This is a genomic window from Peribacillus sp. NPDC097197 (assembly GCF_050278025.1).
GTDB lineage: Bacteria > Bacillota > Bacilli > Bacillales > DSM-1321 > Peribacillus.
This window is the reverse complement of the sequence record NZ_JBNNST010000021.1, coordinates 44,762-58,943: the sequence shown is the minus strand read 5'-3', so window position 1 is coordinate 58,943 and position 14,182 is coordinate 44,762. Positions and strand designations below refer to the sequence as shown.

The following is a 14,182-nucleotide window of genomic DNA, read 5'->3' as shown; positions in this document are numbered from 1 at the left end:
ACCCGTTCCCATTCCGAACACGGCAGTTAAGCTCTTCAGCGCCGATGGTAGTTGGGGGTTTCCCCCTGTGAGAGTAGGACGCCGCCAAGCCATTTTAAAGGTCAGCCATTAGGCTGGCCTTTTTTTGCGTTCTAAAAGTACGATTAAAGGATTAAGGTGGTTTTGAATATATCCATTAGAGGTAATTATAAAGATATTTTAATTTTACCGTGTGCAATAGGTATGTAACTACATATAATTTGGAGAAAATAGGTAATGCAAAAAGAAGTTAGTGCGTTTTAATTTGCAATATGCATTTTTCCTTGTATAATAATAGTCAAATATAGTCAAAGTCAGATTGGAGGAGGTTGAGTGAGAAACATATCTGATATTATCGAAACTTATTTGAAGCAAGTGCTAGAAATAAGTCAGAAAGATATCCTAGAAATTAAAAGAAGTGAAATAGCAGATAAATTTCAGTGTGTTCCTTCTCAAATCAATTACGTAATTAATACCAGGTTTACAATCGAAAGAGGCTATGTTGTTGAGAGTAAGCGTGGCGGTGGCGGGTATATTCGGATTATGAAGGTGAAATCGCAGGATTACGTGCAACTCATCAATCAGTTATTATCCCTTATTGGTTCCAGAGTGCCTCAATCTATGGCGGAAGGGGTCATCGCTCGGCTGATGAGCGAGGAAGTCATTAATGAAAGGGAAGCTAAAATCATGATGAGTGTCATTGATAGATCCGTCATCTATATAGACCTACCTGATCGTGATGAATTAAGGGCGCGAATTTTATCAGCCATGCTTACAACTTTAAAATATAAATAAACTGGCAGAGGTGATGAATGAATGATTTGTCAAGAATGCCATCAAAGACCTGCGACTCTTCACTTTACCAAAATCATTAATGGAAAAAAGACTGAAGTCATGATTTGTGAGAAATGTGCTCAGGAAAAAGGTGAGATGTTCATGGATGCGGGTGGGCATGGATTTTCAATAAATAATTTGTTAGCAGGATTGTTAAATATCGAGTCGAATATTCAACAGACAAAGGCTAATTCATTTCCTATGACAGAAGAAAAACGCTGTCCTCATTGTCATCGTTCATATAAGGAATTCGTCCATATTGGAAAGTTTGGATGTGCCGAGTGTTATAAAACGTTCAATGATCAGTTAAATCCGATTCTAAAGAGGGTTCATAGCGGAAATACTGCACACATTGGGAAAATCCCAAAAAGAATTGGTGGCGGTATTTACCTTCGAAAACAAATTTCTGACTTAAAAGAGAATTTAAAGGTACACATCGAACAGGAAGAGTTCGAGAAGGCGGCCGAAGTAAGAGATAAGGTTCGTTCCCTTGAAAAAAGGTATGAGGCACAGGAGGGGGGCGATGAATCATGAGTTTGGAGAAATTTATGGAGAACGCTTTGAGTTCCTGGATGAATCATGAAGGTCCAGAAATGGATATTGTATTAAGTTCACGAATTCGTTTAGCCAGAAATTTTAAAGACTTTACCTTTCCTACCGCCTTTTCCAATGAAGAGGCAAAAGAAATCATTGAATTAGTGAAGAAAAGAATTGAAGAGGAAGTTACCCAAGAGATTGGCAAGCTGGAACTTCTGGAAATTGATCAAATGCAGTCACTGGAAAAGAGAGTGCTTGTTGAAAAACATTTGATCAGCCCACATTTAGTGGAAGAATCGGCAAAAGGGGCATGCCTTCTTTCCGAGAATGAAGAAATAAGCATCATGGTTAACGAAGAGGACCATCTCCGAATCCAGTGCTTGATGTCAGGATTGCAACTTAAGGAAACCTTAAGACTCGCAAATGTTCTTGACGATTGGATTGAAGAATCCATAGACTATGCATATGATGAAGAAAGAGGATACTTAACTAGCTGTCCGACTAATGTGGGAACAGGATTGAGGGCCTCAGTCATGATGCATCTCCCGGGTCTTGTACTAACTCAGCAAATGAATCATATTATACCGGCCATTAATCAATTGGGACTGGTGGTTCGCGGGATTTATGGAGAGGGCAGTCAAGCTCTAGGAAACATCTTTCAAATCTCCAACCAGATCACTCTCGGAAAATCCGAGAAGGATATCGTGGAGGATCTAACGAGTGTAGTTCAGCAGATCATTGCCCAGGAAAGGTCAGCCAGAGATGCATTAGTGAAGACCTCTCACATACAATTAGAGGATAGGGTTTTCCGATCCTATGGTATATTATCAAATGCCCGAATCATTGGGACCAAGGAAGCAGCTACCTGTATCTCCGATGTTAGGTTAGGGATAGATATAGGATATATAAAAAACATTTCAAAAAGCATCCTAAATGAGTTAATGATTCTGACTCAGCCAGGCTTTTTACAAAAATACGCAGGTGGACCTTTAAGGACACATGAAAGGGATATCCGTCGAGCAGCTCTTATACGAGAACACTTGGATTTCACAGAATCCTCCTTCTCATAGAAAAGTCAATCGATCATCTGCTATACATGTTAAAGCGAAGCATCTGCAAGATTTTATGCAGAGTCAAAAGCTTTATTCAAAACGAAAATTCTAAAGGAGGAATTCCCTATGATGTTTGGTCGTTTTACTGAAAGAGCCCAGAAAGTATTAGCATTAGCCCAAGAAGAAGCTATCCGGTTAGGTCATAATAATATTGGTACTGAGCACATCCTTTTAGGTTTAGTTCGCGAGGGAGACGGTATTGCAGCCAAAGCATTATACGCTCTCGGATTAGGTGCGGAAAAGATCCAGAAAGAAGTGGAAAACTTAATCGGCCGTGGCCAGGACAAAGCCCAAACGATTCATTATACGCCAAGAGCGAAGAAAGTCATTGAATTATCCATGGATGAAGCAAGGAAATTAGGTCATTCATATGTAGGCACAGAACATGTACTCCTTGGACTTATTCGAGAAGGAGAAGGTGTAGCAGCCCGTGTGTTAAATAACCTTGGCGTCAGTTTAAATAAAGCAAGACAGCAAGTATTACAACTATTAGGTAGCAATGAGTCAGGTGGACATCAAGGTTCAACCGCCTCTAATGCAAGCACTCCAACCCTTGATAGTCTTGCTCGTGATTTAACGGCCATCGCTCGTGAAGACAGCTTGGACCCTGTCATTGGTAGAGGCAAGGAAATTCAGCGTGTCATCGAAGTGTTGAGCAGACGCACGAAGAATAACCCTGTATTAATTGGTGAGCCAGGGGTGGGTAAAACTGCTATTGCTGAAGGCCTAGCACAGCAAATCATCAATAATGAGGTTCCTGAAATCCTACGTGATAAACGTGTCATGACACTTGATATGGGGACGGTCGTAGCGGGGACGAAATACCGTGGTGAATTCGAGGATCGATTAAAGAAAGTGATGGACGAAATCCGTCAAGCAGGAAATATCATCTTGTTTATTGATGAATTGCATACATTGATTGGTGCTGGTGGGGCGGAAGGTGCCATCGATGCATCTAATATCCTTAAGCCATCATTGGCCCGTGGTGAACTGCAATGTATCGGTGCAACCACATTGGATGAGTACCGTAAATATATCGAAAAGGATGCTGCACTCGAACGCCGCTTCCAACCCATCCAAGTGGATGAACCAACAACAGAAGAGTCCATTCAAATTCTTAAAGGGTTACGTGACCGGTATGAAGCCCATCACCGTGTATCAATCACTGATGAGGCTATCGATGCGGCTGTTAAGTTATCTGATCGATATATTTCCGACCGTTTCCTTCCGGATAAAGCAATCGATTTAATTGATGAAGCAGGTTCGAAAGTCCGGTTGCGTTCATATACTACACCTCCAAACTTAAAAGAACTTGAAGTGAAATTAGATGAAGTCCGGAAAGAAAAGGACGCTTCCGTTCAAAGCCAGGAGTTTGAAAAGGCTGCATCGCTTCGTGATACGGAGCAACGCTTAAGAGAACAATTGGAAGAAACAAAGAAAACGTGGAAAGAGAAACAAGGGCAAGAAAATAGTGAAGTGACGGTGGAAGACATCGCACATGTCGTATCCAGCTGGACTGGAGTCCCGGTTACTAAATTGGCACAAACGGAGTCAGATAAACTTCTAAATATGGAATCTATTCTCCATGATCGTGTAATTGGTCAGGAAGAGGCTGTTATAGCCGTTTCCAAAGCAGTACGACGTGCAAGAGCGGGGCTGAAGGATCCTAAACGTCCAATCGGCTCATTCATCTTCCTAGGGCCAACAGGAGTCGGTAAAACGGAACTTGGTCGTGCATTGGCTGAATCCATGTTCGGTGATGAAGATGCCATGATCCGTATCGACATGTCGGAATATATGGAGAAACATTCAACTTCACGCCTAGTTGGTTCTCCTCCAGGCTATGTGGGATATGAGGAGGGCGGACAACTGACTGAAAAAGTACGTAGAAAGCCATACTCCGTCGTTCTACTTGATGAAATTGAAAAGGCACATCCAGATGTATTCAACATTCTTCTACAGGTCCTTGAAGACGGAAGATTGACGGATTCAAAAGGCCGTACTGTTGATTTCAGGAACACGATTCTGATTATGACATCGAATGTCGGAGCTTCTGCATTGAAGACTGATAAGTATGTAGGCTTCAATATTCAGGATACTGGTCAAGACTACAAAAATATGAAAGGGAAAGTGATGGAAGAATTAAAACGTGCTTTCCGTCCAGAATTCCTGAATCGTATTGATGAGACGATCGTCTTCCATTCATTAGAAAAGGATCATTTGAAACAAATCGTTACGTTGATGTCCAATCAGCTCATCTCCCGTTTGAAGGAACAGGAAATTTTCTTAGAGCTTACAGATGCAGCTAGAGAAAAAGTAGCATCTGAAGGATATGATCCGGAATATGGGGCACGTCCAATTCGCAGGGCACTACAAAAACATGTCGAAGATTACCTATCTGAAGAACTGCTCAAAGGAAATGTGAAAAAAGGGCAAACGGTCGTGATGGATGTCGTGGACAATAAATTTGCGGTCAGAAATGGCGATCCCGTCAACATAAGTGAATAAAGTCATTCTTTAACTTCGAGGTACACTCAGATTTCTCAGCAGTGTACCTCTGTTTTTATTCATGACGAAATTGTACCTAGAGGAACTACTCTATAAGATGAATCGAATAGAGAGTAAAAATAAATTTCTTAATAACTTTAAATAAGAAGGATTAAATAAAACCAATATATAATATCTTTTACATGAGTATTATGAGAAAGAGGAGTTACTATGGCAGCAAAAAAGAAAACGAAATTCATGTGTCAATCTTGTGGGTATGAGTCAGCAAAATGGATGGGAAAATGCCCTGGATGCGGGGAATGGAACAAGATGGTTGAAGAGACGGAGATTGTTAAGCCAGCTCGAAAGGGAGCATTTACCCATTCAGAAGTGAGGGGATCTGCAGAGCGTGAAAAGGCGACACCCATCACAACCATTCAGTCGGACAAAGAACCACGCATTACGACGGATTTGGCAGAATTGAATCGTGCACTTGGCGGTGGTATTGTCCAAGGATCACTTGTATTGATCGGCGGAGACCCGGGGATAGGCAAATCAACACTCCTTTTGCAAGTGTCTGCACAATTAGCTCATAAACAGAAGAAAGTATTATATATTTCTGGGGAAGAATCCATCAAACAAACGAAGTTAAGAGCGGATCGGTTAGGAGCGATGTCGGAGAACTTATTGGTGTATGCCGAGACCGATATGGACTATATCCAGCAGGCCATCCAAGAGGTAAAGCCAGACCTGGTTATCATTGATTCCATTCAAACCGTGTACCATTCGGAAGTGACTTCAGCCCCGGGAAGCGTTTCCCAAGTGAGGGAATGTACATCTTCTTTAATGCGCATTGCCAAGACCAATGGAATTGCCATTTTTATCGTGGGACATGTTACAAAAGAAGGGGCGATTGCCGGACCTCGTCTGCTTGAACATATGGTGGATACCGTTTTATATTTTGAGGGAGAAAGACACCATACATATCGGATAATCCGTGCAGTCAAGAATCGATTCGGTTCGACAAATGAAATGGGCATTTTTGAGATGAAGGAACATGGTTTGGAAGAAGTGGCGAATCCATCGGAAATCTTCCTTGAGGAGCGTTCCCAAGGTGCTTCAGGATCGACCGTTGTCGCCTCGATGGAGGGGACAAGACCAGTACTTGTCGAAATACAAGCCCTGATATCACCGACTAGTTTCGGAAACCCAAGGAGAATGGCCACTGGAATTGACCATAACCGAGTTTCACTTTTAATGGCAGTTTTAGAAAAGAGAGTCGGTTTGCTCCTGCAAAACCAAGATGCGTACCTAAAAGTCGCGGGGGGCGTTAAATTGGATGAACCAGCCATAGATCTGGCAGTTGCCATTAGTATTGCATCAAGTTTCCGTGACAAGTCCACGAATCCAGCCGATTGCATTATTGGTGAAGTGGGGTTGACGGGGGAAGTTAGGAGGGTCTCCCGGATTGAACAACGAGTTCAGGAGGCAGCGAAGCTCGGATTTGAACGGGTCATCATCCCAGCCAATAATATAGGGGGCTGGACTGCTCCAAAAGGCATCAAAATCATTGGGGTTTCATCAGTTTCTGAGGCGCTTCACCATACGCTAGGGGGTTAAGGATGACAGAGAAAAAAGGGTATGAGAAAACAAAGTTGGAGATTTTGCAAATTGTGGCCCCAGGCACACCTCTTCGAGAAGGAATTGAAAATGTATTAAGGGCGAATACGGGTGGATTGATTGTTGTGGGGTACAACGAAAAGGTACGAGCGATTGTGGATGGTGGTTTCCAAATTAACTGTGCCTGTACCCCAAGTACATTATATGAGTTGGCAAAAATGGATGGAGCCATCATTTTGAACGAGAAGGCCGACAAAATCATATTTGCCAATGCACAATTGGTCCCGGATAATAGTGCGCCATCTACAGAGACCGGAATGAGGCATCGAACAGCGGAAAGGGTAGCGAGGGAGACGAAATCATTAGTGATTGCCATTTCTCAGCGGAGGACTGTTATCACCCTATACCAGGGGAATTTTCGATATGCCCTTAAAGATATAGGAGTCATCCTCGCGAAAGCCAATCTGGCCATCCAGACCCTGGAAAAGTATAAGGTCGTGCTACAGCAGAGCATTTCGGTATTGGGAGCCCTCGAATTCGAGGAAATAGTAACGTACGAGGATCTTTTGCAAGTGTTCCACCGGTACGTGATGGTTCTTCGAATCAAAGCGGAGTTACTGACATACCTCAATGAACTGGGTACAGAAGGTAGGCTGATTCGCCTGCAGATGAATGAGATATTAGCAGATATCGAAACAGAAGGAAAATGGCTTATCAAAGATTACTCGTCCAATAAGGAAGATAATCCGGAGGAAACCATTCTTCGCCTTCAGGAACTTGCCATGCAGGAAAAGCTAGATGAGAGCATCCTGCTGAAGATACTGGGGTACCAGGGTCATATTCATGTAGATGCCCCTGTCCATGCCAGGGGGTACCGAATCCTTCATAAAATCCCCCGATTACCAGGTCTGATCATCGATAATCTAGTGAAACAATTTGATTGCTTTAAAGAAATCAATAAGGCGACGGTTGAGCAACTTGATGAAGTGGAAGGAATTGGGGAAGTTCGTGCGAATAAAATTAGAGAGGGTCTTCGGATATTAAAAAATCAACTTGTCACTAATCGAAGGATGTAAAGCGATCCACCACTTTCTAAATTTTCCTATTTTAGCTTGAAATTGAATAGTGTTTATTTTTGACACCCAAAACCCAGGATGCTAGGCTAAAATTACGATAAAGAGAAGGGACAATATGGATACATCACAGGAGTCCTTCAGGGAATTTCTTGATATATAGTGAAAACGAATTTTCAATGGTTTCATTTTTTTTGGATTGGTCAATAATGAGAAGAGGGAGGTGAAAGGGAATGTTAAAACGCATTATACAGGCATGTTTCTTAATAATTGGTGGGACACTTGGTATGCTACTTATTCCTGAATTATTAAGTGTTGTCCATGCAGATGATATTGCTTTATTAAACAATCCTTATGTTAGTGTACTGTTGGGTGCTATTATCTTTTATCTTATTACTTTTTGGGCAGTAGATCATGTGGTCTATTTTATGAAGTGGTTAGAAGAACAACTGGTTAAGTTTCCAATTACCGATATAATTTTTGGAAGTGTGGGCCTTTTAGTTGGTCTGCTTGCGGCGTTTTTAGTAGGGTCGGCCTTCAGTGCGATTCGAGTCCCCATTTTAAATACAGTCGTGCCTATTATTCTTACGCTTTTATTTGGATACCTAGGGTTTCAGGTCGGTTTTAAAAAGCGTGATGAACTGCTGAATCTTTTCTCCAAAAACAATAAGAAAAAAGCCTCTGACGGGGAAATGGCCGAAGAGGATGAGGAAGGCTACAGCAAACGGTTGAAGATCCTCGATACAAGCGTTATCATTGATGGGAGAATTGCGGATATTTGTCAGACCGGCTTCCTCGAAGGAACCATCGTGATACCTCAGTTTGTATTAAATGAGCTTCAACACATTGCGGATTCCTCTGATGCCTTGAAAAGAAACCGGGGTCGAAGGGGCTTGGATATCCTGAATAGGATTCAAAGAGACCTTCCGATTAAAGTGGAGATGTACGAAGGGGATTTCGAAGACATCCAGGAAGTCGATAGTAAATTAGTGAAGCTTGCCAAGATTTCAGGTGGCATGGTGGTCACTAATGATTTCAATTTAAATAAAGTATGCGAGTTCCAAAATGTAGCGGTCCTCAATATAAATGACTTAGCGAACGCCGTAAAACCCGTCGTACTACCCGGGGAAGAAATGAATGTACAGGTGATTAAGGATGGGAAAGAGCAAAATCAAGGTGTTGCCTATTTGGATGATGGGACGATGATCGTTGTCGAAGGCGGACGCGATTATATTGGAAAACGTATTGATGTCCTTGTGACAAGCGTTCTTCAAACATCAGCGGGTCGGATGATCTTTGCTAAACCTAAACTATTAGAAAAAGCATTATAAAGAAGAGTAGGAGAAACCGTTATGTTTTATGAAGTAGTGATACCTGCAGCCGGACAAGGAAAGAGAATGAAGGCCGGCAAGAACAAGCTTTTTATTGAACTATCGGGTACCCCGATCATTGTCTACACCCTTCGTGTCTTTGAAGAGGATCCAAACTGCCGGGGTATTTTCCTTTCGATAAACCCAACAGAAGAGGATTACTTCAAGGAAATGGTGGCTTCCTTCGGATTTAAGAAGGTCAAGAAACTCGTTGAAGGTGGTAAGGAACGTCAACAGAGCGTCCATAATGCATTGAAGTATGTGAGGGAAGAGATAATTCTAGTCCATGACGGGGCACGTCCTTTTATCGCCCAAGAGCAAATTAGTGAATTAACGTCCGCAGCCAGTCTCCATGGTGGAGCCATCATTGCAGTCCCCGTAAAGGATACGATTAAAAAAGCAAATGACAGGTCAGTCACGGAAACAGTGGAACGATCAAGCTTGTGGGCGGTACAGACACCACAAGCTTTTCGTGCATCCATATTAATTAACGCCCATGAAAAAGCGGAAGCGGAGTCGTATTTAGGTACGGATGATTCAAGCTTGCTAGAACGGATCGATGAACAGGTAGTCATTATTGAAGGCAATTATGATAATATTAAGATTACGACTCAGGAAGATTTATATTTTGCGGACGCGATTTTACATAAACAACAACTTGAAAAGTGAAGATAGGGGAGAATGAGATGTTTCGAATTGGCCAGGGATATGACGTACATCAGCTAGTTGAAGGTAGGCCTTTAATAATTGGAGGGATAACAATCCCGCATGAGAAAGGGTTACTTGGGCATTCAGATGCTGATGTATTGCTACATACGGTTGCAGATGCTTGTTTGGGTGCAATTGGTGCAGGTGATATCGGCAAGCATTTTCCGGATACCGATCCGGAATTTAAGGATGCTGATTCCGCTAAGTTATTGCAGTATATTTGGGCAATCGTCAAAAAAGAAGGTTATGAGTTGGGTAATGCAGACTGTACAATTATTGCCCAAAGCCCTAAAATGGCGCCGTATATTGAAGAAATGCGTGTAAGGATAGCAGAGCTTTTAGATGCTTCAGTGGATCAAATCAATGTGAAGGCGACTACGACGGAGAAACTTGGATTCACGGGCAGAAGCGAGGGAATCGCAGCACAGGCTGTTGTCTTGTTGGTTAAAACTAACTGATTGTCGTTTAGGTGGAAACCTTTATTCCCTTGAGGTTAAATGGTAAAATAGAACGAAGAAAAGAGAGACTGGGAGGTCTATATATATCATGAACAGCGATATTCGAGTTCGCTATGCACCAAGTCCGACTGGACATTTACATATAGGAAATGCGAGGACTGCTTTATTTAATTATCTGTATGCACGTCATAATGGTGGAAAATTCATTATCCGCATTGAAGATACTGACAAAAAAAGAAATATAGAGGGCGGCGAAGAAAGCCAACTGAAGTATTTAAAATGGCTTGGAATGGATTGGGATGAAGGCGTTGATATTGGCGGGGAGTTCGCACCGTATCGTCAATCAGAGCGGAACGACATTTATCAAGGGTTGTACCAAGAGCTTCTTGACAAAGGGTTGGCTTATAAATGCTATTGTACGGAAGAAGAGCTTGAAGCAGAACGTGAAGGACAGGTTGAAAGGAACGAAACACCCAAGTATTCCGGTAAGTGTCGTCATTTAACAGCGGAAGATCAAGCAAAACTAGAGGCTGAAGGCAGAAAACCGAGTATTCGATTCGCCGTTCCTTCGGGCAGAGTCCTTACTTTCAAAGATATGGTTAAGGATGATGTTTCATTTGAGACGGATGGCTTTGGCGATTTTGTCATTATCAAAAAAGATGGAATCCCGACGTATAACTTTGCGGTAGCGGTCGATGACCACCTAATGAAGATTTCGCATGTACTTCGCGGTGATGACCATATTTCTAATACACCTAAGCAATTAATGATTTATGAAGCATTCGGGTGGGAGCCTCCTGTGTTCGGACACATGACGTTGATCGTCAATGAAAGCCGGAAAAAATTAAGTAAGCGTGATGAATCAATTATCCAATTCATCGAACAATATGAAGAGTTGGGTTACTTGCCTGAAGCTTTATTCAACTTCATTGCTTTACTTGGATGGTCACCAGGCGGCGAGGAAGAGATCTTCCCTAAGGAAGAGTTCATTAAACTTTTCGAAGCGGACCGTCTATCCAAATCACCGGCCCTATTCGATAAGCAAAAACTCACTTGGATGAATAATCAGTATGTGAAGCAATTGGATGAGGAACGTGCAGTGCAATTGTCCATCCCTCACCTAGTGAAGGCCGGCAAGATTTCTGAAACACGTTCTCCGGAAGAAGAAGAGTGGGTGCGTGGTCTAGTTTCTCTTTATCAAGAACAGATGAGTTATGGGGCGGAAATCGTTGAACTTTCCGAACTATTCTTCAAAGATGATCTTGAATATGAGCCTGAAGCGAAAGAAGTCCTAGCGGAGGAACAAGTACCTGAAGTCATGGAAGCCTTCCTTAAAGAAATAGAAGGGCTTGAGGAATTTAAAGCTGACGAAATCAAGAAATCGATCAAAGCGGTACAAAAAAGCACAGGACATAAGGGTAAAAAGTTATTCATGCCAATCCGTGCGGCGGTGACTGGTCAAACTCATGGTCCTGACCTACCAAAAGCGATTTCCCTACTGGGCAAAGAAAAAATTAAACAACGCATTCTAAGTATTTAATATTAACAATTAGACAAAAATGTAATATAGTAATTAATAATCTTACAAAAGAACGCGTAGATAGGGAGAAGTAAGTAAACGAAGCTTATTAGAGAGAACCATAACCTGCTGAAAATGGTTCAAGCCTCTCGTTTTCCGAAATGCACCCTTGAGTCCTTTGCTGAACTAACCTCTAGTAGGCATAGGCGGAATGTCCTCCGTTACAGGATAAAAGTTGGGAATGGAACAAGTTGGCCTTTGGTCCTGCTATTCATTCCAAACAGAGTGGAACCGCGCTTCAAAGCGTCTCTGTCTATTTGGACAGAGACGCTTTTTTATATGCTTTAAAATAAGGGATGACTAAAAGGATATAGCATAGGGGGGAATCATCATGTTAAAGATGTTTAAAGAGGATATCGAAGTGGTTTTTGAACAGGATCCTGCAGCGCGTAGCTATTTAGAAGTTATTTTAACGTATGCAGGGTTGCATGCAATATGGAGTCATCGGATGGCTCATGTACTATACAAGAAAAAGTTCTTTTTCCTGGCCAGAAGTGTATCACAAATCAGTCGGTTTTTTACCGGGGTTGAGATTCACCCCGGGGCTACAATAGGTCGTCGTTTCTTCATCGATCATGGGATGGGGATTGTCATTGGTGAGACATGCGAGATTGGTGACAATGTCTCTGTCTTCCAAGGAGTGACACTTGGAGGAACGGGAAAGGAAAAAGGCAAACGTCATCCTACGATAAAAGATAACGTATTGATTGCCACGGGAGCCAAAGTGCTTGGCTCGATTACCGTCGGTGAAAATTCCAAAATTGGTGCAGGCTCGGTCGTTTTAAAGGAAGTGCCCGCTAATTCAACGGTGGTTGGCATTCCTGGAAAAGTCGTCATTCAAGATGGCATAAAAATCAAGAAAGATTTTAATCATTCAGATCTTCCTGATCCAATTGCTGACCGTCTAAAGGAAATGGATAGGGAAATTCATGCTTTGAAAACAGAGTTAGCAAAATGGAAGCAGCAAGAAAGGAGTTTATAAAAATGGCGATAAAAATATATAACACAGCGACTAGACAGAAGGAAACCTTCGTACCGATGGAAGAAGGAAAAGTGAAAATGTATGTATGCGGGCCTACAGTCTATAACTACATTCATATTGGGAATGCTAGGCCAGCAATCGTATTCGATACCGTGAGAAGATACTTGGAGTATAGAGGATACGATGTGCATTTCGTTTCGAATTTCACGGATGTTGATGATAAGCTAATTCGAGCTGCCAAAGAACTAGGGGAGGATGTCCCAACCATCTCAGAGCGTTTTATTCAAGCGTATTTTGAAGATGTTTCTGCTCTAGGTTGCAAAAAAGCGGATGAACATCCAACCGTAATGGAAAACATGGATACAATCATTGAATTCATTTCGACGTTGATTGAAAAAGGCTATGCGTATGAATCTGAAGGGGATGTGTATTTTCGGACTCGTAAATTCGATGGGTATGGAAAGTTGTCTCATCAATCCATTGATGAACTGCGGGTCGGAGCTCGTATTGAAGTCGGCGAGAAGAAGCAGGATGCACTTGACTTTGCCCTCTGGAAAGCGGCGAAGGCTGGCGAAATTTCTTGGGAAAGCCCATGGGGGATGGGGCGCCCTGGCTGGCATATAGAATGCTCAGCGATGGTTAAGAAGTACCTTGGTGATACGATTGATATCCATGCAGGCGGTCAGGATTTAGCTTTTCCCCATCATGAAAATGAAATTGCACAATCCGAGGCGTTAACGGGAAAATCCTTTGCGAATTATTGGATGCACAATGGATACATCAATATTGATAATGAAAAAATGTCGAAGTCATTAGGCAATTTTATTCTTGTTCATGACATCATACAGAAGTATGACCCACAAGTATTGCGTTTCTTCATGTTATCCGTACATTATCGTCATCCAATCAATTATAGTGAAGAAGTGCTTGAAAATGTAACGGCTGCTCTCGATCGCTTGAAAACATCCTATCAAAACCTGAAACATCGCCTTCAAGTAAGCGATGGGTTAACAGAAAATAATGAGGTATGGTTGCAGAAAATCGATGAACTGCACGAACAATTCATTAAGGAAATGGACGATGATTTCAATACGGCGAACGCGATATCCATTCTTTTTGAACTGTCTAAGCAAGCGAATTATTACTTGATGGAGAAGAATACTAACCAGGAAGTCATTAAAGCTTTTCTTGGTAAATTCCAAAATCTACTCTCCGTCCTGGGCTTTTCCCTTGAAGAGGAAGAGGGATTACTGGACGAGGAAATCGAGAGTTTAATTCAACAAAGGATTCAAGCTAGGAAAGACCGTAACTTTGGGTTGTCTGATGAGATTCGTGATCGTCTAAAGAGCATGAACATTATATTAGAGGATACCCCTCAAGGTACAAGATGGAAAAGAGGGTAAC

12 protein-coding genes, 1 rRNA gene and 1 other annotated feature are annotated in these 14,182 nt (G+C 42.1%); all 13 genes read left to right on the top strand.

What is annotated here, in order from left to right; translation table 11 throughout:
- A 5S ribosomal RNA gene (rrf, locus tag ACQKL6_RS19180) occupies nt 1-90 on the top strand; the annotation flags it as partial.
- A 261-nt stretch (nt 91-351) separates the two neighbouring features.
- Nucleotides 352-813 (top strand): CtsR family transcriptional regulator, encoded by a 462-nt coding sequence (locus ACQKL6_RS19175; protein ID WP_402875761.1) that lies wholly within the window; start codon nt 352-354, stop codon nt 811-813.
- Between the two features lie 21 nt (nt 814-834).
- Nucleotides 835-1,386, top strand: a complete 552-nt coding sequence (locus ACQKL6_RS19170; protein ID WP_402875759.1) for a UvrB/UvrC motif-containing protein — start codon at nt 835-837, stop codon at nt 1,384-1,386.
- Entirely contained in the window at nt 1,383-2,459 is a 1,077-nt protein-coding gene (locus ACQKL6_RS19165; protein ID WP_402875757.1) for a protein arginine kinase, read from the top strand. Before ACQKL6_RS19170 ends, ACQKL6_RS19165 begins: the two co-directional genes overlap by 4 nt.
- Before the next feature lie 108 nt (nt 2,460-2,567).
- Complete coding sequence (clpC, locus tag ACQKL6_RS19160) at nt 2,568-5,009, top strand: ATP-dependent protease ATP-binding subunit ClpC (protein ID WP_402959587.1); 2,442 nt, start codon at nt 2,568-2,570, stop codon at nt 5,007-5,009.
- 210 nt (nt 5,010-5,219) lie between these two features.
- On the top strand, nt 5,220-6,608 hold the full coding sequence (gene radA, locus ACQKL6_RS19155; protein ID WP_403125376.1) for a DNA repair protein RadA: 1,389 nt from the start codon (nt 5,220-5,222) through the stop codon (nt 6,606-6,608).
- A gap of 2 nt (nt 6,609-6,610) precedes the next feature.
- Nucleotides 6,611-7,684 (top strand): DNA integrity scanning diadenylate cyclase DisA, encoded by a 1,074-nt coding sequence (gene disA / locus ACQKL6_RS19150; protein ID WP_402875752.1) that lies wholly within the window; start codon nt 6,611-6,613, stop codon nt 7,682-7,684.
- 230 nt (nt 7,685-7,914) lie between these two features.
- Nucleotides 7,915-9,012, top strand: a complete 1,098-nt coding sequence (locus tag ACQKL6_RS19145; RefSeq protein ID WP_402959583.1) for a PIN/TRAM domain-containing protein — start codon at nt 7,915-7,917, stop codon at nt 9,010-9,012.
- Between the two features lie 21 nt (nt 9,013-9,033).
- Entirely contained in the window at nt 9,034-9,720 is a 687-nt protein-coding gene (gene ispD / locus ACQKL6_RS19140; RefSeq protein ID WP_402875748.1) for a 2-C-methyl-D-erythritol 4-phosphate cytidylyltransferase, read from the top strand.
- A 17-nt stretch (nt 9,721-9,737) separates the two neighbouring features.
- Nucleotides 9,738-10,217 carry a 2-C-methyl-D-erythritol 2,4-cyclodiphosphate synthase gene (ispF, locus tag ACQKL6_RS19135; protein ID WP_402875747.1) on the top strand — a complete coding sequence of 160 codons (480 nt, stop codon included), beginning with the start codon at nt 9,738-9,740 and terminating at the stop codon, nt 10,215-10,217.
- A gap of 88 nt (nt 10,218-10,305) precedes the next feature.
- On the top strand, nt 10,306-11,757 hold the full coding sequence (gene gltX / locus ACQKL6_RS19130; protein WP_402875745.1) for a glutamate--tRNA ligase: 1,452 nt from the start codon (nt 10,306-10,308) through the stop codon (nt 11,755-11,757).
- A gap of 48 nt (nt 11,758-11,805) precedes the next feature.
- Nucleotides 11,806-12,050, top strand: a binding site (T-box leader).
- A gap of 77 nt (nt 12,051-12,127) precedes the next feature.
- Nucleotides 12,128-12,778, top strand: coding sequence for a serine O-acetyltransferase (cysE, locus tag ACQKL6_RS19125; RefSeq protein ID WP_427592151.1), 651 nt, complete (start codon nt 12,128-12,130; stop codon nt 12,776-12,778).
- Nucleotides 12,779-12,780: 2 nt separating this feature from the next.
- Entirely contained in the window at nt 12,781-14,181 is a 1,401-nt protein-coding gene (cysS, locus tag ACQKL6_RS19120) for a cysteine--tRNA ligase (protein ID WP_402991656.1), read from the top strand.
- Nucleotide 14,182: the final 1 nt, after the last annotated feature.

Excerpts from the sequence above, each read along its gene's own strand:
- disA (WP_402875752.1), top strand. The coding sequence starts at position 6,611 with ATGACAGAGAAAAAAGGGTATGAGAAAACAAAGTTGGAGATTTTGCAA.
- radA (WP_403125376.1), top strand. The coding sequence starts at position 5,220 with ATGGCAGCAAAAAAGAAAACGAAATTCATGTGTCAATCTTGTGGGTAT.
- clpC (WP_402959587.1), top strand. The coding sequence starts at position 2,568 with ATGATGTTTGGTCGTTTTACTGAAAGAGCCCAGAAAGTATTAGCATTA.
- gltX (WP_402875745.1), top strand. The coding sequence starts at position 10,306 with ATGAACAGCGATATTCGAGTTCGCTATGCACCAAGTCCGACTGGACAT.
- ACQKL6_RS19165 (WP_402875757.1), top strand. The coding sequence starts at position 1,383 with ATGAGTTTGGAGAAATTTATGGAGAACGCTTTGAGTTCCTGGATGAAT.
- ispD (WP_402875748.1), top strand. The coding sequence starts at position 9,034 with ATGTTTTATGAAGTAGTGATACCTGCAGCCGGACAAGGAAAGAGAATG.
- ispF (WP_402875747.1), top strand. The coding sequence starts at position 9,738 with ATGTTTCGAATTGGCCAGGGATATGACGTACATCAGCTAGTTGAAGGT.
- cysS (WP_402991656.1), top strand. The coding sequence starts at position 12,781 with ATGGCGATAAAAATATATAACACAGCGACTAGACAGAAGGAAACCTTC.
- ACQKL6_RS19170 (WP_402875759.1), top strand. The coding sequence starts at position 835 with ATGATTTGTCAAGAATGCCATCAAAGACCTGCGACTCTTCACTTTACC.
- ACQKL6_RS19145 (WP_402959583.1), top strand. The coding sequence starts at position 7,915 with ATGTTAAAACGCATTATACAGGCATGTTTCTTAATAATTGGTGGGACA.
- cysE (WP_427592151.1), top strand. The coding sequence starts at position 12,128 with ATGTTAAAGATGTTTAAAGAGGATATCGAAGTGGTTTTTGAACAGGAT.